Source organism: Empedobacter sp. UBA7620 (genome assembly GCF_002484185.1).
Classification (GTDB): Bacteria; Bacteroidota; Bacteroidia; order Flavobacteriales; family Weeksellaceae; genus Empedobacter; species Empedobacter falsenii_C.
The window spans coordinates 15422-40036 of record NZ_DLJI01000009.1 but is presented as its reverse complement, the minus strand read 5'-3'; the positions used below and the strand labels follow the sequence as shown (position 1 = coordinate 40036).

Below are 24615 nucleotides of genomic sequence, written 5' to 3'. Positions count from 1 at the left end.
TTTCTAAGAAAGATGAAGCAGCTTTCAAATTACGTAAAGGAATGCCAATTGGTGCTAAAGTAACTTTACGTGGTGAGAAAATGTACGAATTCTTAGATCGTTTAGTATCTGCAGCTTTACCACGTGTACGTGACTTTAGCGGTATTTCTTCTACAGGTTTCGACGGTAGAGGTAACTATAACTTAGGTATCAAAGAGCAAATTATCTTCCCAGAAATTAATATTGATAAAATCAAGAAAATTCAAGGTTTAGATATTACCTTTGTAACTTCAGCGAACACAGATAAAGAAGCAAAAGCTTTATTATCTAAATTCGGATTACCATTTACTAAAGAAAAATAAGAAGTCATGGCTAAAGAATCAATGAAAGCGCGTGAGCGCAAAAGAGAAGCATTAGTTGCTAAATATGCTGCGAAACGTCAAGCTTTATTAGAAGCTGGTGACTACGAAGCATTACAAAAATTACCTAAAAACGCTTCTCCTGTACGTTTACACAACCGTTGTAAATTAACAGGTCGTCCAAGAGGATACATGAGAACTTTCGGGATCTCTCGTGTAACTTTCCGCGAAATGGCGAACGAAGGGTTAATCCCAGGTGTTAAAAAAGCGTCTTGGTAATTTACCAATAGCTTTAGAAATATTAAATCCTTACTCTTTATTGAGTAAGGATTTTTTTGTTTTTGTAAGGTTTATATTTCTTTGATCAATTCCCTAAAATCAGCTATGTAATTTGGCTGAAGACAAAAATCTGAATTGTTGTAAATTTTATAATTTAAACCAGCATCTTTTGCTGAATTAATTCCGGTGAGTGAATCTTCGATAACTAAAACTTCTTCCTTTTGCTTTTCGCATAATGATAAAGCTTTTAAATAAGGTTCTGCATTTGGTTTGCCTTTTGAAACATCATCTGCTGAAATAGTGTGATCAAAATAGGAATGAAGTTTTAATTGTTGAAAAGCATACTTAATTTGTCTTCTAGAGGAATTGGAAACAAGAACAATTTGAATTTGATTGGCTTTTAAATGTTCCAACATCTCAGCAACGTGGTCATTTAATTGTACAAACTGATGAAAGTTTTCGACATAAAATTTTTCTGTCCAATCGATTATTTCCTCGTACAAATGATTTGTAAAGCGTTGCTGATTTTCTAACATCAATTGGATTGCTTCATTTGTTGTGAAATTCATTCCGTCATTTTCTACCAAACATATCGTATCCAACCGATATATTTTAATGACTTCATCAAACATCAGCTCCCATAATTGTTGACTATTTACGATTACCCCATCAAAATCAAAAAAGATGGCATTTATTTTCTTTCCCATGTGATATTTTCATAAGATGCATTCCAAAACTGAAATTCTAATTCGCTTGCTTTGACAAAAGCTTCTAGCATTTGTTCTTTTATTTTTTCAGTTGCTCCTTCTGCAATCTTATCAACATAACTTTTCGCTTTTTTTACACCTTCACCAAATTCATCTCCACTATAGGTCTCAATCCATTTTTGATATGGATTATTTTCTTTTGTTTGATTTTTGATGATTTCATCACCAACTTCTTTATAAATCCAAAAGCAAGGCAAAACAGCAGCTAATGCAATTTCAATAGGTTCGAATGCAGCTGTACTTTTTAAGAAATGTGAATAATGGTGACAAACAGGTTGTGTTTCGATGATGATGTTTTGCGATAATCCAAAATCCTCAAAATAGGATTCGTGTAAAGCACGTTCAACAATTAATGCATTTTTTCCGAATTCGAAAAAGTCAATGGCTTGTTGATTGTCTTCAGATTTTGATCCAATGGCAGCTAATACTCGCCCAAAATGTTCCAAATATTTTGCATCTTGTAACATGTAAAACTGAAATTTCTCTATTGGTAATGACCCATTTTGCAATTCAATTATAAAAGGCATATTTAGAATATCATTGTAAATAGGCGCGATGGTTTCCCAAGCTTTAGTTGTGAATGTCATAGGTTTTTAATTTTTGTGGATTAAATAAATGATTAAGAGGTCCATTTCCTTTTCCAATTGTTAGGTCTTTACTTCCTAATATTGCTTGTTCAACATATTCTTGTGCTAGTTGTACACTTTGTGTGAGTGAAACCCCCAAAGCTAAATTACACGCAATTGCAGAAGATAGTGTGCAGCCTGAACCATGCGTATTTTTTGTCTCTATTTTTTGAGAGGTATAACTTTGTACAGGTTGTTCTTTTTGAAATAAATAACTGATAATTTTTTCTTGCTGAAGATGTCCGCCTTTTAATAAAAGATTCTGACAACCTAAATTTAAAATCGTTTCTCCATAAGAAAGCATCAATTCAGCAGAATCAATTTTATGATTTACCAAAATACTTGCTTCATCAAGATTTGGCGTGATAAGCGTGGCCAAAGGAAAAAGCTTTTCTATGCAAGCTTCAAGTGTTTCTTCTTTGATTAACCGATGTCCACTTGTCGCAACCATGACAGGGTCATAAACAATCGGTCTATTGTAATTTTTTAATTCCTCTGAAATGATATGAACCAATTCAACACTATGAACCATTCCAATTTTTATTGCATCAGGATAAATATCCTCTAATATGGATTGAATTTGTTCACGAATTGCTTGTGCAGGAATTTCGTAAATATTTTGTACGCCTTGTGTATTTTGAACAGGCAAGGCTGTCAATACATTTGTTGCATAACAGCCATGAGCGGAAATTGTTTTGGTATCAGCTTGTATGCCAGCGCCACCGCTTCCGTCAAATCCGGCAATTGTTAAGACACTATATGCTTTTTGGATGGTATTCATTTTCGTTAATAATTTGTTTTAAAATTTGGGCAGATTTTTTTGGATTTTTGCTTCCGCAAATTGCAGAAACAATTGCAACACTATCTGCACCGGCTTGTATGATTTTAGCAATATTACTTTCATTAATTCCGCCAATTGCAATCAATGGTTTTGATGTTTTAGTTTTCAAAAATTTTAATCCTTCAAAACCCCATTCAGTAATCGTATTGGTTTTTGTTGGAGTCGAAAATATTGGACTTACCCCTAAATGATGTACATATTTCATTTCATCATCATTCAACTGTTTGATAATTTCTAAAGACCAACCAATATTTTTTAGAGCTTGTGCATTTTTGTGAATTTCAGAAGGTAATATATCTGACTGCCCGACATGTATTCCCCAAGGATTAACAGCGGTTGCGACTTCTAATGAATCGTTAATAATCAAAGGGATATTGTAGTGGTCCGTAATTTTTTTTAATATTGTAGCTTTTGAAATATACTCGCTGACAGTGCAATTTTTTTCCCGAAGCTGAATGATATCAACCCCACCTATAATTGCTTGCTCTGCAACATCTAACCAATGAAGATGCGTACAATCTTTTTCAGAAATGACTAAATACAAAGGATAAGGAAAAGTTGGATTAATCTTCATAAACTGAGATTTTCAAATTTGTTTGAATTTCTTCTGCAGATATATGGTATAACGTGTCATACAAATTCATTTGTAAGGTTCCTGGGCCATTACTTTTTTTCTGTGCCAATTCACCTGCTAAACTAAATATGGCCATGCCGCTAACCGTTTCGAGGAAAGGATTTTTATTAAGGCCAATAAAAGCACCGATGCTAGCTGTTGCTGAACAACCTAAACCAGTAACTTTAGTCATCAATTCATGACCATTTTTAATTTCAATTATCGGATTGTTGGATACAATAAAATCTGAAGCACCTGAAATGCAAACAACAGATCCAATTTTCTGGTTTAAATTGTGTGCTGCTTTTATCGCTTGATTACTTTGATGTGTACTGTCGACTCCTTTTCCCTGAACAGCTTCGAAGGTATCTAAAGCTAAAATTTCTGAAGCATTTCCTCTTATGACAGTAGGATGATAGCGAAGCAGTTCTTTTATAAGTTCATTTCTGAAAGTTGAAATTCCAGCTCCAACAGGGTCTAATACCCAAGGTTTATTCAGTTGATCTGCTTTTTTTGCTGCAATTAGCATGCTTTCTGCCCAATAATCATCAAGAGTTCCGATATTGATGACTAATGCATTTGAGATTTTGACGATATTTTCCACTTCTTTGTGTGCATGTATCATAACAGGCGATGCTCCAATTGCCAAAAGAGCATTTGCAGTATTGTTCATCACCACAAAATTGGTGATGTTGTGAACAAGCGGATTTTTTGTCCGGACAGCATGTAAATTTTGAATAATTAGATTTTCCATTAATTGATAATTTTTTAGATGAAACAATTAATGGCTAAAGAGGATTTTCTTTGAAAATAAAGCGTTGCAAATATTAAATAATTGCATAGATATTGCTTTTCCCTACGTCGGTGTTAACCGTATCAGGTTCAAAGGGACTCTCTCAATTCTTTTCAGAATACCCCTAAAGCCAAATCAAATTTATATAAATTGTTTTGACTTTCAGCTATTTTTTAAGAATAAAAATAGAAGATTACATCAAGAATTAATTGTTGAGATCGATTAAAAAGATAAATAAATATAAAGATTGAGTTTCATGTTTTGTCTTAATCCCTAGTTATAAAACGATTAAAAATAAATTATTTAGATTAATAGTTTGTAATTAAAAAATATGCAATATATTTGCAACCCAAATGCATAGTGCATTTTGGTAAAAGTTTAATTTTAAAAGTAGTGCTTACGCGCTATACTATAGAATTATTTATGTATACAGATCCAATTTCAGATTTTCTAACTCGCGTTAGAAATGCAATGATGGCAGGACACAAAGTAGTGGAAATTCCTGCATCTAAAATTAAAAAAGAGATCACTAAGATCTTATTTGAACAAGGTTACATCTTGAACTACAAATTCGAAGGACAAGATCAACCTCAAGGAACAATTAAAATCGCTTTAAAGTACGACAAAGTTACTAAAGAGCCAGCTATCCGTAAAATCAAAAGAGCTTCAACTCCAGGTTTACGTCAATACGCAGGATCTAAAGAATTACCTCGTGTATTAAACGGTTTAGGTGTTGCTATCATCTCAACTTCTAAAGGTGTGATGACAGATAAACAAGCTCGTCAAGAGAATGTAGGTGGTGAAGTTTTATGTTTTGTTTATTAATCTTTTAAAAAATTAAGAAATTATGTCAAGAATAGGACACGCACATATCAACATCCCTGCAGCAGCAACTGTTGAATTTAAAGATAACGTAGTTACTGTAAAAGGTAACAACATTACAATGACAAGAGAGTTAAAAGAAGGATTTGATTTAACAATCGAAGACGGAGTTTTAACTGTAGTTCGTCCAAACGATTCTAAAGATAACAAAGCTTTACATGGTTTATACCGTTCATTAATCAATAACATGATTACTGGTGTAACAGAAGGTTTTAAAAAACAATTAGAATTAGTTGGTGTTGGTTATAGAGCATCTAACAACGGACAAAAATTAGATTTGTCATTAGGTTTCTCTCACAATATCGTTATTGAATTACCTGTTGAAATTAAAGTTGAAACTTTAACAGAAAAAGGTAAAAATCCTATTATTACATTATCATCTCATGATAATCAATTATTAGGAATGATTGTAGCGAAAATTCGTTCTTACCGTAAGCCAGAGCCTTACAAAGGAAAAGGAATTAAATTCGTAGGAGAAATTATTAGAAGAAAAGCAGGTAAATCTGCATAAAAATCATTGAAAAATGGCATTATCTAAAGTAGAAAAAAGACAAAAAATAAAAAGACGCGTGCGTCGAAATATTTTTGGAACAGAAACTAAACCTCGTTTATCAGTTTACCGTTCTAACAAAGAAATTTACGCTCAAATTATTGACGATAACAATGGAGTAACTTTAGCTTCTGCATCATCTCGTGAAAAAGGTGTTGCTGTAGAAGGTACAAAATCTGAAGTTTCTGTATCAGTTGGTAAAGCATTAGCTGCTAAAGCTATTGCAAAAGGAATTGAAACTGTAGTTTTTGATCGTAACGGTTTCGTATATCATGGTAGAATCAAAGCTTTAGCAGATGGTGCTAGAGAAGGTGGATTAAAATTCTAAAAAAGAGAAAGAAATTATGTTAGGATTTAAAAACGTAGAAAGAGTAAAACCAACAGGTTTAGATTTAAAAGATCGTTTAGTTGGAGTACAACGTGTTACTAAAGTAACAAAAGGAGGTAGAGCATTTGGTTTCTCTGCAATCGTAGTAGTAGGTGACGGAAACGGAGTAGTAGGTTACGGATTAGGGAAATCTAAAGACGTAGCTTCTGCAATCGCTAAAGCTATCGAAGACGCTAAGAAAAACTTAGTACGTATCCCGTTATTTAACAACACAATTCCTCACGAACAAGAAGCTCGTTTCGGTGGTGCGCAAGTATTCATCCGTCCAGCATCTAAAGGTACAGGGGTAATTGCAGGTGGTACAGTACGTGCGGTATTAGAATCAGTTGGTGTACATGATGTATTATCAAAATCAAAAGGTTCTTCTAACCCTCATAACGCAGTAAAAGCTACATTCCGCGCTTTATTAAGCTTACGTTCTGTAGAGACTATTGCTCGTCAAAGAGGTATTTCTGTAACTAAAGTATTCAACGGTTAAAAAAAAGTAAAATGAGCAAAGTAAGAGTAAAACAAACACGTAGTGCAATCAACCGTGATAAATCTCAAAAAGCTACATTAGTTGCTTTAGGTTTAAAAAAGTTGAATCAAGTTGTTGAGCACGAATCAACTCCTCAAATTGAAGGAATGATCCGTAAAATCTCACACTTAGTAGTAGTAGAAAGAGCTTAATCGCTTTTAACCTTTTAAAAATTATTAAAAATGAATTTAAGTAATTTAAAACCAGCTGCTGGTTCAGTACAAAATAAATTCCGTAAAGGTAGAGGTGAAGGTAGTGGAAACGGTTTGACAGCAGGTCGTGGACACAAAGGTGCTAAATCTCGTTCTGGTTATTCAAGAAAAATCGGTTTCGAAGGTGGACAAATGCCTTTACAAAGACGTTTACCTAAATTTGGTTTCAAAAACATCAACAGAGTTGAGTACACAGGAATCAATTTAGATACAATTCAACAATTAGTTGATAACAACAAAATTACAGATACTTTAAATAAAGAAACATTAGTTCAGTTAGGATTAGCTCACAAAAATGACTTAGTGAAAATTTTAGGTCGTGGAGAGTTAAAAGCAACTGTTAATGTTACTGCTGATAAATTCTCTCAATCAGCTCAAGAAGCTATTGTGAATGCAGGAGGTAAAGTAGAATTAGTTAACGCTTAAGAATATATTTTATAGATGAAAGGGTTTATACAGACCATAAAAAATATCTGGAGCATAAAAGAATTGAAGGATAAGTTACTTGTAACTATCCTTCTATTGTTGGTTTATAGATTCGGTTCTCATATTCCACTTCCAGGTGTCGATATTAACGAGGTTAATCGTTTTGTTGCAGACCAAGAAAATGCAAATTCAGGAATTTTAGGATTATTAAACTCTTTTACCGGAGGTTCTTTTAAGAGAGCTTCCGTATTTGCGTTAGGAATTATGCCTTATATCTCTGCTTCGATTGTTATACAATTGATGGGATTAGCAGTACCTTACATCCAAAAACTACAAAAAGAAGGAGAAAGCGGACGTAACAAAGTAAACCAAATTACGAGATGGTTAACAATCGGGATTTGTTTGGTGCAAGCACCAGCATACCTTACATTAGTAACTTCTCAAATTTTACCTTACGATCCAACTTCATCATATGCTATCTATGTAATTCCTCCAACCAACTTTTGGTTCTGGTTCCCTTCAACAATCATTTTGATTACAGGGACAATCTTTGCCATGTGGATGGGAGAAAAAATTACTGACAAAGGTATAGGTAACGGTATTTCAATCTTAATTATGGTTGGTATCCTAGCCGACTTACCAAAAGCAATATTTAATGCATTTGAAGTTGACCCTTCAAACGGTATTTTCTTCTTGATAGAAATGTTAGGGTTAATCCTAGTTATTGCAATGTGTATTATGATTGTTGCAGCGGTGCGTAAAGTACCAGTACAATATGTAAGAAGAGCGCAAACTTCAAGTAGTTCATATATGAGATCAGTTACAGACTCTGTACGTTCATATATTCCACTTAAAGTAAATGCAGCAGGTGTAATGCCTATTATCTTCGCACAAGCAATTATGTTTTTACCAGGAACATTGGCAAACTATTTCTTAGACGAAGGAAGTCCAGTAAAAGCATTCTTCGCGAAAATGGCAGATCCATTTACGTGGGAATACAATTTGATCTTCGGATTACTAATTATTATCTTCACATATTTCTATACTGCAATCACAATCCCAGTAAACCAAATGGCAGAAGATCTTAAACGTAACGGAGGAATCATCCCTGGAATCCGTCCTGGAAAAGAAACTGCAAATTTTTTAGACGAAATTTTATCAAAAATTACGTTACCTGGAGCAATTTTACTAACTTTGCTTGCTGTTTTGCCAGCGATTGTAAAATTATTAGGTGTAGAACAGAGCTTAGCAATGTTCTTTGGAGGTACATCAATGTTAATTATGGTGGGAGTTATCTTAGATACTGTACAACAAATTAATACATATTTATTAAATCACCGTTACGATGGTTTAATGTCTTCAGGTAGAACTTCAAGAGATATCTAATAAGATTTTATTAAAAAGATTTATGGCTAAACAAAAACATATTGAACAAGACGGTACGATTACAGAAGCATTATCAAATGCAATGTTCCGTGTCGAATTAGAAAATGGACATGTTGTAACATGTAACATATCTGGTAAAATGCGTATGCACTATATCAAATTATTACCAGGTGATAGAGTTAAAATAGAGATGTCTCCTTACGATTTAACGAAAGGTAGAATATCTTACAGATACTAAAAGAAATAATAACGACTGGTGATAGAGTTAATGTAGATACGTTAACTCTATCGGATTATAAATAAATTTACAAAGATGAAAATTAGAGCATCCATTAAAAAGAGAAGTGCTGACTGTAAAATTGTGCGTCGTAAAGGACGTTTGTATGTGATCAACAAAAAGAATCCTAAGTTTAAACAAAGACAAGGTTAATTATTTAGAATTATGGCAAGAATTTCAGGTGTAGATTTACCTAAAAACAAAAGAGGGGTAATCGGACTTACATACATTTACGGGATCGGAAGAAGCAGTGCTTCTAAAATCTTAGCTGAAAATAATATTTCAGAAGATACAAAAGTTAGCGAATGGACTGATGAAGAAATCAACGCAATCCGTGCATCGATCAATGAAACTTTCAAAGTAGAAGGTGAATTAAGATCAGAAATCCAATTAAACATTAAACGTTTAATGGATATCGGATGTCAAAGAGGTATTCGTCACAGATTAGGTTTACCATTACGTGGTCAAAGAACAAAAAATAACTCACGTACAAGAAAAGGTAAAAAGAAAACAGTTGCTAACAAGAAAAAAGCCACTAAATAATAAATAGGATCATGGCAAAAAATCAGAAAGTAGTAAAGAAAAGAAAAGTAGTTATTGAAGCTACTGGACAAGCTCATATTCAAGCATCGTTTAACAACGTTATCGTTACTTTAACAAACAAAAACGGTGAAGTTATCTCTTGGTCTTCAGCAGGTAAAATGGGATTCCGTGGATCTAAAAAGAACACTCCTTACGCTGCTCAAGTAGCTGCTCAAGATGCAACAACAGTTGCATACGAAGCAGGATTAAGAAGAGTAAAAGTATTCGTGAAAGGACCAGGTCAAGGTCGTGAATCTGCTATTAGAACAATTCATAACGGTGGTATCGAGGTTTCTGAAATCGTTGATGTTACTCCATTACCACACAATGGATGTCGTCCACCTAAAAAGAGAAGAGTATAATCATTTTTCTCAATTTAATTATTTAATATATTTAATAGTAACAAATCATGGCAAGATATACAGGACCAAAAACTAAAATTGCAAGAAAATTTGGACAACCAATTTTCGGTGACGATAAATCTTTTGAGAAAAAGAAATATCCTCCAGGGCAACACGGACCTAACAAAAGAAGAGCTAAAAAATCAGAATACGCTATTCAGTTAACTGAAAAACAAAAAGCAAAATATACTTACGGTATTTTAGAGCGTCAATTTGCTAACTTATACAAAAAAGCAAATGCTTCTAAAGGAATTACAGGTGAAGTATTATTACAATTATGTGAATCTCGTTTAGATAACGTAGTTTACCGTTTAGGTATCGCAAACTCACGTAGTGCTGCACGTCAATTAGTATCTCACAAACACGTAACTGTAAACGGAGAAATCGTGAACATCCCTTCTTACCAATTAAAAGCTGGTGATGTAATCGCTGTTAGAGAAAAATCTAAATCTTTAACTGCAATCACAAACTCTTTACACGCACGTAGCGAGTACGATTGGTTAATTTGGAACGACGAACAAAAATCAGGAACTTTCACAAAAGCTCCAGAAAGAGTTCAAATTCCAGAAGATATTAAAGAGCAATTAATCGTCGAGTTATATTCTAAATAAACCTTAAAATCAGACTAATAAAATGACTATTTTAAATTTCATCAAACCTGACAAAGTAATCTTAGTAGAGTCTGACTCTAAATTCGGACAATTCGAGTTCCGTCCATTAGAGCCAGGATACGGGATTACAGTTGGAAATGCTCTACGTAGAGTGTTACTTTCTTCATTAGAAGGATATGCGATCACTTCAATCAAAATTGAAGGAGTTGAGCACGAATTTTCAACTATTCCAGGAGTAGTGGAAGATGTTACAGAGATCATTTTAAATCTGAAAAAGGTTCGTTTTAAGAAACAAATTGATGAATCAGATGCTGAAACTGTAACTGCTACTATCTCAGGGCAAGATCAATTAACAGCAGGTGATTTAGGGAAATTTATTTCTGGATTCCAAGTTTTAAACCCTGAATTAGTTATCGCTAACTTAGACGCTAAAGTAAACGTAACAATTACATTTACAATCGAAAAAGGTAGAGGATACGTACCAGCTGATGAGAATAAAAAGGCTTCTGCGCCAATCGGTACTATAGCAATTGACTCAATTTACACTCCAATTAAGAATGTAAAATACGCAATTGAAAACTATCGTGTAGAACAAAAAACTGACTACGAAAAATTAGTTTTTGAAATTACAACAGATGGTTCTATAACACCTCAAGATGCTTTAACTGAAGCAGCTAAAATCTTAATTCACCACTTTATGTTATTCTCAGATGAGAGAATTACATTAGAAGCGGAAGAAGTTGCATCTGGTGAAACTTATGATGAAGAAGCATTACATATGCGCCAATTATTGAAAACAAAATTGGTAGATATGGATTTATCAGTAAGAGCATTAAATTGTTTAAAAGCAGCTGAAGTTGAAACATTAGGCGAATTAGTTTCTTTCGCTAAGTCTGACTTAATGAAATTCAGAAACTTTGGTAAGAAATCTCTTACAGAGTTAGAAGAATTGGTGGACAGCAAAGGTCTTAACTTTGGAATGGACATCGTAAAATATAAGTTAGACGTAGAATAATTTTATTAAAAAATGAGACACGGAAAAAAATTTAACCATTTAGGTAGAACTGCCTCTCATAGAAGAGCTTTATTATCTAATTTAGCTATAGCGTTGATTACTCACAAGAGAATTAACACAACAGTAGCAAAGGCTAAAGCATTACAAACATATGTTGAGCCTTTATTGACAAAGTCTAAAACAGACGATACTAACAACCGTCGCGTTGTATTTTCATACTTACAAGATAAAGAAGCTGTAACTGAATTATTCAGAACTGTAGCTCCTAAAATTGCAAATCGCCCAGGAGGATACACTCGTATCATCAAAACTGGATTCCGTTTAGGTGACGGTGCTGATACTGCAATGATCGAGTTAGTAGATTTCAATGATATCTACACTAACGCGAAAGTAGAGAAAAAAGCAACTACACGTCGTAGTAAAAAAAGTACTAAAACAGAAGAAGCTGCACCAGCTGCTGAAACTGAAAGTACAGAAGAAGCATAATCTATTCGATTATATAGTAAAAAGCCTCCCAAATTGGGAGGCTTTTTTGTGGATTTTATCTTACAAGATTATTTATTTTGAATAGCTCATTTAGCTTGAAAATACGTTTATTATTCACTCAAGCTACTTTCTACATTATTAGTTGATTTATTTTGAATAATATTTTTATGTATTGATAAATTAGAGTTTCTCTTGTCACTCTAAACTCGTTTCAGAATATCATTTTCTTGAGAGGATGATGGGTGTTTTGTTTTCAGTTTGTCTTTCCGGGCTTGTCGAGGATCTATAAAAAAAAAGCCACTCTGAAGAGTGGCTTTGATATTTGTCCGTTTTAAGTTGATTAAAACTTATATCTTAATGTAGTCATCAATTGTCTTGGAGCAATTGGGTTTACACTATAATTTTCGTGAACATTGTAATTCAACTCATTTGTAATATTAGATAATCTACATAATAATGAAAAGTTTTTCCATTTGTAGCCAGCCGATACATCAATCGTTGTGTAAGCTGATAATGGAATTTCTCTATCCAAAATTCCATTTGGTTGAGAAGGATCAATTTGGTTATTCCAACCTCCAATACGTTTACCAATATAGTTTGCGAGCGCACCGATAGAAAAGCCTTTCAATGCTCCATTTTGCAATGTGTAATGAAAACTTAAGTTTGCAGTATTTGCAGGAGTTCTTGTTAATCGATCACCTTCTACAAAACTACCTTTCAAACCAGATGTTTTTGTATAGCGCATATCATTGTAGCTATATCCGGCCATAATATTCAATCCAATAATTGGATGTGCAGTTACATCAACTTCGATTCCTTTACTTTTTGTAGCGCCACTAAGCACTTTTATTGTTGAATCTGTGTTTGGCGTTCCATCAGCTTTAAATTCTGCTGTTTGAGCTAAATTATTATTTTTGATTTGATACAAAGTAACATTTGTAGATAACAATCCTCTAAAGAAATCATTTTTGATACCAACTTCATATTGATCGATAATTGATGGTTTGATTGCTTTTAAATCTACTGTTGTACCAGAGTTTGGTGTGAATGAATTTGAGTAACTAGCAAAAATCGCCATATCTTTGATTGGTTGAAAAACGATACCAACTTTTGGCGAAAATGCTTCATCAACACGTTTTCCATCTTTTTTTACATCAACGGGAGTTTTCGTTAAATCTCTTGTTGTCACTTGAGCTTCTTGCCAAGACCAACGCAAACCAGCCAATACTTTTAATTGATCAGTCAAAGAAATTAAATCTTGAAAATAAACTCCAAAACGTCCTGTTTTAGTTGAAGCTATTTTTGTGTTTTTTGCCATTGGAATTGCACCTCCTTGATCAAAATTTTCAAAGTCAAATATATTTCCACTTCCATAATTCTTTTGATCAAATACATAAGTGAAAGCTTTACTACTAGAATAATCAAAATCAACACCTGTTAATAACTGATGTTTTATTTTTCCTGTATTGAAATTTCCTTGTAAATTAAGTTGCTCACCGTACAATTGTTCTTGGTTTTTGTTTTGACCTAATGGTCTTGACCAATTTCCTTTTGCATCTGGTTGAATACGTTCCGTTCCTTTTGATTCTCTATCATATTGTTGAAAAGAGCTATTGAAATTAAGCTGCCAATCTTTGTTGAAATTATGCTTAACCAAAGCACTTGTACTGGCTTGTTTCGTTTTACCATTAGACCAAGTTGCGCCTAAATACATACTTCTAGGTAAATCAACAATTTCTTTTCCAATAATTGCCGTTCCAAAATCTGGCGTCCAATCATCATTTAAATAATCTGCTTGCAAAACAAGTTCAGTTTTATCTGTAATTTTGAATAAAAAAGATGGGTTAACATAAAAACGTTCTCTTTTTACATCATTTCTAAAACTCTCAGAATTTTCGTAAGATCCAGTAAAACGATACGCAATACTATTATTGATTGGTCCATAAATATCTAAAGATGGTTTGTAAAAAGCATTACTTCCCGCTTGCATACTGATTTCTCCACCAAAATTAAACTTTGGTTTTTTTGTAACCATATTCAAAATTCCACCTGGTGCAACATTACCATAAAGTAAAGCCGCTCCACCTTTCAAAACTTCAACTCTTTCTAAAGATGAAACTTCTGGAATTGACCCATTATTGAATCTGAATCCATTTTTGAACATGTTATTGCTCGACATATCATAACCTCGTGACCAAAATGATTCTTGAGCCGCTCCACGCGCAGAACCAACATAAACACCATTGACGTTTTTCACAACATCACTCAGTTTTATTGATTGTTGTTGTTCTATAACTTGATTGTCAATAATCTGGAAACTTTGCGGTAAATCAATTCCTTTTACATTCAAACCAGATAAAATACTTTCTTGTTTTTTATTCGGAGATTCAACTATTTTAATGACAACTTCGCTAAGTGTAGTAATGTTTTCGTTCAATGTAAATGAAATTTCGCTTACTTCATTTATGTGAACTTCAATAGATTTTGTTTGTTTTTTTAGTCCTTCCCCTTCTAAAGTTATAGAATGTTGACCCTCTGGAAATTTCTCGAAACGAAATTCTCCATTTTCATCTGTAATTGTAGTATTTGTGGATTTCCCAATTTTGATTGTAATTCCGGAAACTGGATATCCATCAGATGAAACAATTTTTCCTTCTACGATTCCGTAGTTTTGCGCAAATGTGCAAATAGAAGTTAGCAGAAAAAGTAACAGTAGTTTTAATTTAATTTTCATTCTATATTTTATTTAGATTAGATAAAAATAATTTCGACAAATGTAAACTTTTGAAAGAATTATTCAAACTTATTTAGATTAATTAATAATAACATATAAGTAATTTAAAATCAAGCGTATATGTATTTTTAATTTATTTGAAAATTTATTTTTTTGTTTGAATGATTTGTTTTTTGATAAAATGAGTCAGATTATTTGTCAAATTGTTAATAAAATCTAAATTTTCTTAAACTAAGATTCTTTTCATTTATCTAATTTTCTAGATATGATTGTTTTAAAATCTTAATGTTAAAAAATCAACTAAAATCCTTATTTTTGGATTGATTTTGGCAATAAACCAATTATCAAACATAAAATTGATATGAAAAAATTACTATTCATGATGGCTGTCGCAATGGCAGTTGTTTCATGTAAAAAAGATGATAAAGTCGTAGGAAAAGATAAAGACGGAAAAGAATTAATTGTGAACGAAAAAGGTGATACAGTTGCCAAAACGGAAACAACAGATTCTTTGAAAGTCGCTGAAAAGCCTGCTGAGCCAGAAGTTGTAGCAATAACAAAAGGTGCAGATGACAAATATGCATACAAATACAATTTAGAGATAGGAAAGACTTATCCAATGACGTTGGGAATTAAAACAACTCACACGGCTTCGGATGGGAAAGAATCTCAGAAAATGTCAAGCGAAAGTAAAAAACAAATTGATTATACGGTAAAAGATTTCAAAGATGGTGTGTATACATTAGAAGTGAAATCTAAACAATATAGCGAGAAAATGACAGATCCATCTGGAAAATCAATTTCGTATGATACAAATGCTGCGAAACCTGCGAACAAAGATATTGCGGTTTCTTGGTCGATTTACAAAGCGATGACAGGGAAAACGTATACAATGAAAGTTGATCAGAAAGGAAAAGTTGTAAGCGTTGATGGATTAGAAGGAATCAAAACTTCAATTCTTAATTCTGTGAAGAAACAAGTTTCTGCAGAAGAGTTCAAATTCTTTACGCAGATTATTGATAATTCATTAAACAAACAAGCAATTTCTTCTCAATTTGAAGAAACAATGAATATTTTCCCTAACAAAACTTTAGCGCTTAAAGAATCTTGGAGCGATAGTCAAAAAATTGACCAAGGTCCAATGAAAGGAAATATTTCAATGAAGAGAACTTTAGCAAGTGTTGAGCCTGTAAATACGACAATTACTGTAAATGGAACGCAAAGTTTGAAAGGTAATGAGTCGCAACAAGGTGTTACAATGTCTGCGAATAGTAGTGCGAATGTAGATGGAAAAATTTTGTTGGATACTAAATCTGGTTGGATCAACAAAGTTAATTTAACGAAAAAGGAAACATTAAAACGTACAGTGGAAGCGCAAGGTCAAAAACAAACGATGACTGAGTCGGTTACAACTGTCACAACAGTTAACTAAAATGAAAACAATTCTTTGGGTTCTAGTTTTAAGTATTATTTTCTTAACTATTTTTAGATTTTTAAGAAAAGTATTTGCTGTAAAAAAAGTTTTTCAAGAAGCAATTAATCAGCAAAGAAACGCTTATAATGAAAGCCAAAACTCAAATGATTCGTATAACGAATCGAAACCAAACACATCTTTCGACAAACCGAAATATAATATAGACGCCGAAACGGTGGATTACGAAATAATCGAAGAAAAAAAGGATGAAAAATAAAAAGAATTTACTCTACGTTCTTATCTCATTGCTGCTTTTTGTAGTGATTGCATTGGTGTATTGTTCACCAGTTTTATCGGGAAAATCTGTTATTCAGCCTGATATTATCAACTACAAAGGTAGTGCGCAAGAAATGTTAACGTATCAAGACAAAACAGGCGAAAATGTCTATTGGTCTGATGCGATGTTTGGTGGAATGCCAACCTATCAAACTGGTGCGAAATATAGTTTTGATATCATCAAAACCATTGATGGCGCATTCAGATTTTTACCGCGTCCCGCAGATTACATTTTCTTGTTATTTACAGGATTTTTTATACTTGGCTTAACGCTTTTCAAAAAGTGGCAATACGCTTTAGTCGGTGCAATTTTCTTTGCATTTGGTTCGTATTATTTCGAATTAATTGCAGCCGGACATAACGGAAAGCTACATACAATTGGGTATTTCGCGCCTTTGGTTGCCGGAATTCTTCTATTGTATCGCAAAAAATACATTGCAGGTTTTGTACTCACAACCTTGTTTATGGGATTGCAATTACAAGCCAATCACATTCAAATGACGTTCTATTTGTTTTTAGCGATGTTGGTTTTTGTAATCGTTCAATTCATCGATAGTTTAAAGAAAAAAGAATTACCAGATTTCTTAAAATCATCTGCATTAGTAATTGTCGCTGTAATTATTGCAGCAGGATTGAATGCAAATCGATTATTGTCAACTTACGAATACAGTAAAGAAACGACACGTGGAAAGTCTGAAATGACGTTGTTGAAAAAGAATTCGAATGGATTAGATCACGATTATATCACACAATGGAGTTATGGGAAATTAGAAACACTAAATCTTTTTATTCCAAATTTGATGGGAGGTGGTTCGCAAACGAATCCAGAAGATTTAAAAAATTATACATCCGAATTACAAAATACACAATATAGTCTTGGTGAAGACGAGTTCAATCAGCAAGTTTTTCAAGCTGTGGCAAGTCAACCGAGAAGTGCGTATTGGGGAGATCAACCAGGAACTTCGGGGCCAGCTTATCAGGGAGCTGTAGTTATTTTCTTGTTTATTATCGGAATGTTTATGGTGCGTGGAAAATACGCGACCTATAAAAAATGGTTAGTTGGAGCAACGATTTTAAGTTTTATTTTGGCTTGGGGTAAAAATTTACCATTCGTTACCAACTTATTCATCGACTATTTCCCAATGTATGATAAGTTTCGCGCTGTTTCATCAATCTTGGTGATTGCTGAATTTACAATGCCTTTCTTAGCAATTTTGACTTTATATTATTTCTTTAATTCTGATGAATCAGATGAATTCAAAAAGAAAGTACTTTATATAGCTGGTGGTTCTACAGTCGGAATTTTAATTATATTTTTCTTATTTGGAGGAATGATTTTTCCATTTACATCAGAGAATGAAAAATTAATGACCGAACAATTGATTGGACAAATTCAGCAAGCAAATCCAAATGCAATCGGACTTTGGGATGGATTAATTAAACGATTAGATGAAGCATTAATTCAAGATAGAATTGCAATGTTTAAAGCAGATACAGTTCGCACATTGATTTTTGTTTTATTCACAATGGCTTTTTTGCTGGCATATTTATTCAAGTTTATCAAGAAACCAATTATCGTTATTTTAGCGATTGGTGCGTTGGCTTTTATTGATGGATTTACAGTGAATAAAAGATATTTGAACGAAGATAATTTTGTGTCTAAATACATTGTTGACAATCCTTTCCCAACAGAAATGTCACCGCGTTTGCAAACCGAAGCAGAAAACAACAATAATGTAGCGCAAATTGCTTACAAAGTTCCGTTGAATAATTTATTATTAAATATTTCAAAACAAGATAAATCGCATTTCCGTGTATATAACACAGTTTTGAGTACGTTTAACGAAGCTGGAACTTCTTATTTTGTTCCTTCGATTGGTGGTTATCATGCAGCGAAATTAGGAAAATACCAAGATGTTGTGGATATCTATTTTTCGCAAGATCCGCAATTGAAAAAATACGGAATCAAAGATGAAACAGGTTTGATTAATGTATTGAATATGATGAATACGAAATACATTATTCATGGAAGTCCAACTGAGCCACAAGTACAGCAAAATCCTACAGCTTTGGGAAGTGCGTGGTTAGCTTCAAATATTAAATGGACAGAAAATGCAAATGATGAAATTTTAGCGATAAATTCTACACCAGTTGATCATACGGTTATTTTACGTAAAGATTTGGTTGAGAATAAAAACTTGAATGTTTCGGCAGATGCTAATGCAAAGATTGAATTGGTTGATTATTCACCGATGAAAATGACGTACAAATCTTCTTCTAACACAGATCAAATTGCTGTTTTCTCAGAAGTTTATTATCCACACGGATGGACTGCAACGGTTGATGGAAAAGAAGTTCCGATCGAAAAAGCGAATTATGTTTTGCGTGCAGTTCCTGTACAAAAAGGAAATCACACAATCGTGATGGAATTTAAATCACAAGTTATTTCTACTGGAAATATGATTGTGATTGTTTCGAATATTTTACTTTTAATCGTTGTGGCTGGAGGTATTTATTTGGGATATAAAAAATGTTCTACAAAAGAGAATTTAAACTTAGCCACTGAAAAGGCTTAATTTTAGAATGAAAAAAATATTAATCATCACCTATTACTGGCCTCCTGCGGGAGGTCCTGGTGTTCAAAGATGGTTGAAATTCACAAAATATCTTCCTGAATTTGGATATGAAACCTATGTTTATATTCCAGAAAACCCTTCTTATCCAATTCTCGACGAAACCTTAACTAAGGATATTAATCCAAAAGTTAAAATCGTCAAGAATAAAATTTGGGAACCTTATCAGTTGGCAGAAAAACTGAATCCAAAAAATAAAGCTTACAAAGGAGGACATTTCGAGAAGAAAGAAAATCAATCTTTCATGTCGAGATTGTCTGTTTTTGTGCGAGGAAATTTCTTTATTCCAGATGCGCGCAAGTTTTGGGTAAATCCTTCTACGGAATATTTGAAAGACTTTTTACAGAAAGAAAATATTGATACGATTGTAACTTCTGGTCCGCCTCATAGTTTACATTTAATTGGGTTGAAGTTGAAAAAACAAATGCCAAATCTTAAATGGTTGGCAGATTTTCGTGATCCTTGGACGCAAATTAGCTATCACAAAGAATTGAAATTAACTTCTTGGGCAGCTAAAAAACACGAAGATTTGGAGCGTGAAGTGATGCAAAAAGCAGATGTTATTTTAGCAACTAGTTACGCTGATGGAGAAAATTTCAAGAAGATTGGTGCAAAACATGTAGAAGTAATTACAAATGGTTTTGAAGAAGTGAAACAACAAATAGAGAAAGATAAAAATCACTTTCATTTGACGTATTCTGGAGGTTTAGAAATGCTTCGAAATCCAATCGCTTTGTGGAAAGCTTTAGCTGAAATTAGCAACGAAAATCAATCGTTTCGAGAAGATTTTAAACTTAATTTTTATGGTTCTTTGGCGGATGATGTCAAACAAACAATTCTTGAACAAGGATTACAAAATAACCTAATTGTTCACGGATATGTTTCGCATCAAGAGTCGTTAAATGCTATTAATTCTGCAAATATTCTGTTGTTAACAAATTTTGATAATGTTGCTTCGAAAGGAATTATTCCAGGGAAATTATTTGAATATATGGCAACTGGAAATCCTATTTTAGCGGTTGGTCCAGCAGATGCTGATGTTGAAAAAATACTTCAAAAAACAAAAGCGGGCGATTATTTTTCTCATCAACAAGTGAATGAAATTAAAATGTATATTCTTTCGATTTACAATCAATGGTTAAAAAATCCAAATCAAAAATTTGAAACCAACGAAGCCGAAGTTCAACTATTCAACCGTAAAAATTTAACGAAGAAATTGGTTGAAGTGGTAAGAGGATTATCATAATAAAATGTTATGTTCTAACAATATATAGTAAATATTTCTGTTTAAGGATTATATAATTATTAAATGATAATCAATGAAGAGATATTTACTTATTATATTTTTATTTTTTAACATAATCCAATCTTTTGCACAACTTGATACAAAACATTGGTTTGCTCCAATGGTTGATAGAACTGGAAATCCATATCCAAGTCAAAGAATATATTTATCTACGAATAGAACAACGCCTTTTGAGGTTAAAATCTATAACAATAATTTGGTTGTAGGTAATGTAACAATAAGTAAAGGAAATCCTGGTTATTTTGTAATCCCACGAAACTTGATAATTACTTCAGATGTGGCTGATTTATATAAACCCGTTAAGATGGGATTGTATTTAGAAGCAGATTACGCTTATTTTGCGAATCTTAGATTTTCTGTTGCCAATCATGCAGAAATTATTACTTCTAAAGGTAGAGCTGGAATAGGAGATTTGTTTTATACAGTTATGGCTCCTATAACAACGTACAATGATATTTTGAACTTTATGACAAGTGTTTTAGCTACAGAGGATAACACTGTTGTGAAAATTTCAAATTTCAATCCTAATATTATTTTTAGTGATGGAGTAAAAAGGAGCGAGTTCAATATTACTTTGAATAAAGGTGAATCCTATATTATTGAAGGTGGCGGAAATTATCAAGTGAATTATGAAGGTTTTATTGGTGCTAAAATTGAATCAGACAAACCTATATCTGTAACAAATGGTAATTTTAATGGACAATATGCTGGTTATTATCCAAATGCATCAGATATATTAATGGATCAAAATGTTCCAGTTCAACAATTGGGAAAAGATTTCGTATTAGTAAAAGGAAATGGAGCTGTTGGACAAAATATGGAAGGAGCAATAGTGGTCGCGACTAAAGATAATACAGAGATTTATGTCAATAATGAATCAGTTCCATTAGTTACTATAAATGAAGGTGAGTATTTTGTAGTTAAAGATTACAAATATATTAATCAAGGGAAAGATCATTATAATTTATTTATTCAAACAACTGAGAAAGCCTATGTTTATCAATTATTAGCTGGATCAGAAAATGCATCAACAGAAGCAACAGGCGGAATGAATTTTATTCCAGCACTTAATTGTTTTCTACCAAAATCAATTGATGAAATAGGTTTGATCGATGAAAATCCAATTCTTTACACGAATAATAATCAAGGAGGAATAACTAAAATACCCACAAAACTTAATTTGATTACTGAAAAAGGAGCTGTAGTTACTGTAAATGGTTCAGTTCCCAATTCAAATTATGGTCCTTTTAATTTGACAGGTACTACAGATTGGGTGACATATGGAATACCTGATGTTAAAGGAAATATTACGATCAAATCAGATAAAGCAATTACAGGAGGAATTACAGCTGGAAGTGATGCTGCTGGATATGGGGGTTTTTTTGCAGGATTACCAACAAAACCAAAAATTGTAGCAGAAGGATGTTTTCCTGATGTAACGCTCACAGTCACTCCAGATATATACGAAACATATCAATGGTTTGAAGATGGGATTGCTATTCCAGGAGCAACCGAGGTAACTTTTAAACCAACAAGATTAGGAAATTATTCGGTAGAAGTTACAATAGGTACTTGTCCGCCATTAAAAGATGAGTATAAATTAAGAACTTGTCCAGATGAATCAGAATTAGAATTTGAAACATGTGGAGTTGCCCCAATTCATATTACTCCAAAATTTACAAAATCTGCCCAAACGATTAATTTCAATGAAACCAAGATAGTAGAAAATCCTTCAAAAGGAGTAGTTGCAATTAACACTGTAAAAGGTATTATTACTTATACGCCAAATAAAGGGCAAAAAGGTTATGATGAATTTAAATATATAATTTACGGATCTGATAAATTTGAGGATAGTGAGATTGTAACCGTTAAAATTTTGATTAATGAACTTTTTGTTAATGATGCTACGGTATTTGCATGTAATGTAAACGGTAAAGGTATTTTTGATTTATCTGATGCGAATGTCACTTCTCATCCAGATGTTACAAAAAATTATTATCCTACAAAAGAAGATGCAGAAAATGAAGTGAATGAAATAATAGATTTTGAGCATTATGAATCTACAAATAAGAAAGTTTATGTAGCTGTTAAAAATAAAACAGGATGTAAAGAAATTGCAGAAATACAATTAGAGTTTTTTCCTTTTCCACAGATTGATTTAACTAAATATCAAACTACATATTGTGGAAGCAAAATGAATATTAATCTTGATGAAACTATCCGACAAATTTTTTCTAACCGAGAATTATTTACAGTAAAATATTATTTAAATGATCAAGATGCTTTAGACGGGAATACGAATACAATTTCATCTCAAAATATATTTACAGCTGATACAAAAGTGTACGTAAGGATTGAAACATTGAAAGGTTGTCAACCAGAAATTATTACATTAGAATTTAAATTCGGTGAAAAAGTAAAACTTAATCAAGAAGTTTTAGATGTAGATGTTTGTGATAACGATTTTGATGGAGTTTATACATTCAATTTGAATGATTATGTTTTAGTAAATTTTGTTAATGATTATAATTACGATTATAAGTTTTTTGAAACCTTCGATGACGCTGAGAATAACATAAATCCAATTAACCCTAATCAAGTTGTAAATAGAAATAAAACTTTTTATGTGAGATTTGAAAAGGAAGGTTTATGTTTTTCTATTGCTGTTATTAATACTTTTGTATCTGTTCCAGAATACTCGGCAATGCTAAAAGATGTGAAAATATGTCCTAATACCAAAGCTATTTTAGATGCAGGAAATAATTATTTAGATTATAAATGGAGTACAGGTGAAACAACACAGACAATTGAGGTTGGATTGGGAGATTATTGGGTAGAACTTCTTTCAAAAGAAGGATGTCCATATGTTCACAATGTTAATGTTTCTCATTTTCAATTACCAAATATCATGATGATAAAAACAGTCAATGGACGTGCAGAAATCATTGTAGAAGGAGGAGCACCACCATATAAATACTCGTTAAATGGTGTAGATTGGCAAAGTTCGAATGTTTTTGAATCTTTAAAAAATGGAAATTATACTGTTTATGTAATTTCGGCAGATAATTGTACTCCAGTAACAAAAGATTTTTTAGTAAACTTAATTCCTAATTTTATTTCGCCTAATAATGATGGTTATAATGATAGTTGGAGAGCACAATTTTTAGGTTATAAAAATGCAATTGTTCAAATCTTTAATCGATATGGAGCAATTATAAAAGATGAGGTTGTGAATGACGAATATATTTGGGATGGTAAAAAGAATGGTTTTACAGTTCCTTCTGATAGTTATTGGTACAGAATAAAATTGAATGATAAAGAAATTATTACAGGTTATATAACCGTTAAAAATAAATAGATTATTTGAAGTAAAATCCCACTTTCTACATTCTGAAAAAGTGGGATTTATTATTTATAAATTAATAATTTAAGTTATGTTTCCAATAACATCACTTTTAGCTCTTTTCACCCCAAATCATAATATCAGATAAATTATCTATTTCAAATTTATGAGACAAGTTGTTTAGCTTATTAGAATAAGCTTTTAAATCATTTAGTAAGACTAAAAATGCTTTTTTTGTTTGATTATAATCTATTCTTATTTCTTTACTTGTATTGATTGGTATAAAAGATTCATTTTCATCATCACAAATTATAACAATATCACTTTTAGATTTTGTTATTAAAGGACTTGGATGGCATTCTGTTAGATAAAAGTTAGAAAAATTTTCGTTTAAAATATTTTTCCAAAGCTGAATTTCTTCTAATAATCCACAACATTGCGGGAATAATTCAATTTTATTATTAATTGAAATTGCATATCCACCAAAAAGTGAAATGGAATCTACTATTTTAGTATCAGCAAGATGTAGATTTATAATTTTCTCCATATTTGCTAATGATATTTCCAAAAGATTGTATTGGTAAATTCCAGACTGAATGTGTTCAGGAAAGTTAGTATAAATTTTATCAATTTGATTTTTTTGATAACTATCCCATTCGATAGAATTGTTGAATGAACTTTCTTGCAGAATTTTTCCATTTTGATTGTCTTTCAAAATAGGAGGTTCTATTAAAGGAATAAATTTGATTTCATCCATTTATGAAAATTTTGTAAAAATATCGTTTAATACTTATATACAATATACATAATTCTTATAAAAAATAAAAATATCACAATATAAATTCGCTAAATAGTATAA

General features: G+C 32.2%; 28 protein-coding genes and 1 riboswitch. Of the genes, 21 read left to right on the top strand and 7 right to left on the bottom strand.

Annotated elements, in window-relative coordinates; all coding sequences use genetic code 11:
• Positions 1-341: 50S ribosomal protein L5 (rplE, locus tag B2217_RS01455; protein WP_291122014.1), on the top strand; the 341-nt coding region annotated here is incomplete at its 5' end.
• A gap of 6 nt (positions 342-347) precedes the next feature.
• Positions 348-617 (top strand): 30S ribosomal protein S14, encoded by a 270-nt coding sequence (gene rpsN / locus B2217_RS01450; RefSeq protein ID WP_019974193.1) that lies wholly within the window; start codon positions 348-350, stop codon positions 615-617.
• A gap of 71 nt (positions 618-688) precedes the next feature.
• Here rpsN and B2217_RS01445 read toward each other — a convergent pair whose 3' ends face one another.
• Genes B2217_RS01445 through thiM form a run of 5 tightly spaced genes read right to left on the bottom strand, consistent with a single transcriptional unit; the run spans position 689 to position 4218 of the window.
• Positions 689-1324 carry an HAD family hydrolase gene (locus B2217_RS01445; protein WP_125349695.1) on the bottom strand — a complete coding sequence of 212 codons (636 nt, stop codon included), beginning with the start codon at positions 1322-1324 and terminating at the stop codon, positions 689-691.
• Complete coding sequence (gene tenA, locus B2217_RS01440) at positions 1309-1971, bottom strand: thiaminase II (RefSeq protein ID WP_038335522.1); 663 nt, start codon at positions 1969-1971, stop codon at positions 1309-1311. Before tenA ends, B2217_RS01445 begins: the two co-directional genes overlap by 16 nt.
• On the bottom strand, positions 1955-2791 hold the full coding sequence (thiD, locus tag B2217_RS01435) for a bifunctional hydroxymethylpyrimidine kinase/phosphomethylpyrimidine kinase (RefSeq protein ID WP_038335524.1): 837 nt from the start codon (positions 2789-2791) through the stop codon (positions 1955-1957). The genes tenA and thiD overlap by 17 nt, the downstream gene beginning before the upstream one ends.
• Positions 2766-3425 (bottom strand): thiamine phosphate synthase, encoded by a 660-nt coding sequence (thiE, locus tag B2217_RS01430; RefSeq protein WP_038335526.1) that lies wholly within the window; start codon positions 3423-3425, stop codon positions 2766-2768. Before thiE ends, thiD begins: the two co-directional genes overlap by 26 nt.
• Positions 3415-4218, bottom strand: coding sequence for a hydroxyethylthiazole kinase (gene thiM / locus B2217_RS01425; protein WP_221853935.1), 804 nt, complete (start codon positions 4216-4218; stop codon positions 3415-3417). Before thiM ends, thiE begins: the two co-directional genes overlap by 11 nt.
• Positions 4219-4300: 82 nt before the next feature.
• A riboswitch (TPP riboswitch) is annotated at positions 4301-4393 on the bottom strand.
• Positions 4394-4680: 287 nt separating this feature from the next.
• Between thiM and rpsH the strand changes: the two genes are divergently transcribed.
• The 14 genes from rpsH to rplQ all read left to right on the top strand — a co-directional run bounded on the left by rpsH (position 4681) and on the right by rplQ (position 11990).
• On the top strand, positions 4681-5082 hold the full coding sequence (gene rpsH / locus B2217_RS01420; protein ID WP_019974187.1) for a 30S ribosomal protein S8: 402 nt from the start codon (positions 4681-4683) through the stop codon (positions 5080-5082).
• Positions 5083-5104: 22 nt separating this feature from the next.
• Positions 5105-5650, top strand: coding sequence for a 50S ribosomal protein L6 (rplF, locus tag B2217_RS01415; RefSeq protein ID WP_219034155.1), 546 nt, complete (start codon positions 5105-5107; stop codon positions 5648-5650).
• A 13-nt stretch (positions 5651-5663) separates the two neighbouring features.
• A complete protein-coding gene (gene rplR, locus B2217_RS01410) occupies positions 5664-6017 on the top strand; it encodes a 50S ribosomal protein L18 (RefSeq protein WP_114999013.1) in 354 nt (117 codons plus the stop codon).
• A gap of 16 nt (positions 6018-6033) precedes the next feature.
• On the top strand, positions 6034-6555 hold the full coding sequence (rpsE, locus tag B2217_RS01405; RefSeq protein ID WP_114999014.1) for a 30S ribosomal protein S5: 522 nt from the start codon (positions 6034-6036) through the stop codon (positions 6553-6555).
• An 11-nt stretch (positions 6556-6566) separates the two neighbouring features.
• Positions 6567-6746 carry a 50S ribosomal protein L30 gene (rpmD, locus tag B2217_RS01400; protein ID WP_038335538.1) on the top strand — a complete coding sequence of 60 codons (180 nt, stop codon included), beginning with the start codon at positions 6567-6569 and terminating at the stop codon, positions 6744-6746.
• A 30-nt stretch (positions 6747-6776) separates the two neighbouring features.
• The gene (gene rplO, locus B2217_RS01395) at positions 6777-7232 is read left to right on the top strand and encodes a 50S ribosomal protein L15 (RefSeq protein WP_291065848.1); all 456 of its coding nucleotides are present in this window, start codon (positions 6777-6779) and stop codon (positions 7230-7232) included.
• A 15-nt stretch (positions 7233-7247) separates the two neighbouring features.
• A complete protein-coding gene (gene secY, locus B2217_RS01390) occupies positions 7248-8618 on the top strand; it encodes a preprotein translocase subunit SecY (RefSeq protein WP_038335544.1) in 1371 nt (456 codons plus the stop codon).
• A gap of 22 nt (positions 8619-8640) precedes the next feature.
• Positions 8641-8856, top strand: a complete 216-nt coding sequence (gene infA, locus B2217_RS01385) for a translation initiation factor IF-1 (RefSeq protein WP_019974180.1) — start codon at positions 8641-8643, stop codon at positions 8854-8856.
• A gap of 75 nt (positions 8857-8931) precedes the next feature.
• Positions 8932-9048 (top strand): type B 50S ribosomal protein L36, encoded by a 117-nt coding sequence (ykgO, locus tag B2217_RS01380; RefSeq protein ID WP_013598490.1) that lies wholly within the window; start codon positions 8932-8934, stop codon positions 9046-9048.
• A 12-nt stretch (positions 9049-9060) separates the two neighbouring features.
• Positions 9061-9438, top strand: coding sequence for a 30S ribosomal protein S13 (gene rpsM / locus B2217_RS01375; RefSeq protein WP_038335547.1), 378 nt, complete (start codon positions 9061-9063; stop codon positions 9436-9438).
• Positions 9439-9449: 11 nt separating this feature from the next.
• On the top strand, positions 9450-9839 hold the full coding sequence (gene rpsK / locus B2217_RS01370; RefSeq protein WP_019974178.1) for a 30S ribosomal protein S11: 390 nt from the start codon (positions 9450-9452) through the stop codon (positions 9837-9839).
• 47 nt (positions 9840-9886) lie between these two features.
• Positions 9887-10489, top strand: a complete 603-nt coding sequence (gene rpsD, locus B2217_RS01365; RefSeq protein ID WP_114999018.1) for a 30S ribosomal protein S4 — start codon at positions 9887-9889, stop codon at positions 10487-10489.
• A gap of 22 nt (positions 10490-10511) precedes the next feature.
• Positions 10512-11504: a DNA-directed RNA polymerase subunit alpha gene (locus tag B2217_RS01360; RefSeq protein WP_038335552.1), complete on the top strand. Its 993-nt coding sequence runs from the start codon at positions 10512-10514 to the stop codon at positions 11502-11504.
• Positions 11505-11516: 12 nt separating this feature from the next.
• Positions 11517-11990 (top strand): 50S ribosomal protein L17, encoded by a 474-nt coding sequence (rplQ, locus tag B2217_RS01355; RefSeq protein WP_038335555.1) that lies wholly within the window; start codon positions 11517-11519, stop codon positions 11988-11990.
• A gap of 340 nt (positions 11991-12330) precedes the next feature.
• Here rplQ and B2217_RS01350 read toward each other — a convergent pair whose 3' ends face one another.
• Complete coding sequence (locus tag B2217_RS01350) at positions 12331-14724, bottom strand: TonB-dependent receptor (RefSeq protein WP_180905911.1); 2394 nt, start codon at positions 14722-14724, stop codon at positions 12331-12333.
• Positions 14725-15085: 361 nt separating this feature from the next.
• Between B2217_RS01350 and B2217_RS01345 the strand changes: the two genes are divergently transcribed.
• The 5 genes from B2217_RS01345 (at position 15086) to B2217_RS01325 (ending at position 23771) form a co-directional block, all read left to right on the top strand.
• Positions 15086-16156: a DUF6263 family protein gene (locus B2217_RS01345; protein ID WP_244958007.1), complete on the top strand. Its 1071-nt coding sequence runs from the start codon at positions 15086-15088 to the stop codon at positions 16154-16156.
• Position 16157: 1 nt separating this feature from the next.
• Positions 16158-16415, top strand: coding sequence for a hypothetical protein (locus B2217_RS01340; protein WP_114999023.1), 258 nt, complete (start codon positions 16158-16160; stop codon positions 16413-16415).
• Entirely contained in the window at positions 16405-19050 is a 2646-nt protein-coding gene (locus B2217_RS01335) for a YfhO family protein (RefSeq protein WP_280045549.1), read from the top strand. Before B2217_RS01340 ends, B2217_RS01335 begins: the two co-directional genes overlap by 11 nt.
• Before the next feature lie 7 nt (positions 19051-19057).
• Positions 19058-20353 (top strand): glycosyltransferase, encoded by a 1296-nt coding sequence (locus B2217_RS01330; RefSeq protein WP_280045551.1) that lies wholly within the window; start codon positions 19058-19060, stop codon positions 20351-20353.
• A gap of 73 nt (positions 20354-20426) precedes the next feature.
• Positions 20427-23771, top strand: coding sequence for a T9SS type B sorting domain-containing protein (locus B2217_RS01325; protein ID WP_280045552.1), 3345 nt, complete (start codon positions 20427-20429; stop codon positions 23769-23771).
• Between the two features lie 97 nt (positions 23772-23868).
• On the opposite strand, the gene B2217_RS01320 is transcribed toward B2217_RS01325, so the two are convergent.
• The gene (locus tag B2217_RS01320) at positions 23869-24471 is read right to left on the bottom strand and encodes a hypothetical protein (RefSeq protein ID WP_291122013.1); all 603 of its coding nucleotides are present in this window, start codon (positions 24469-24471) and stop codon (positions 23869-23871) included.
• Positions 24472-24615: the final 144 nt, after the last annotated feature.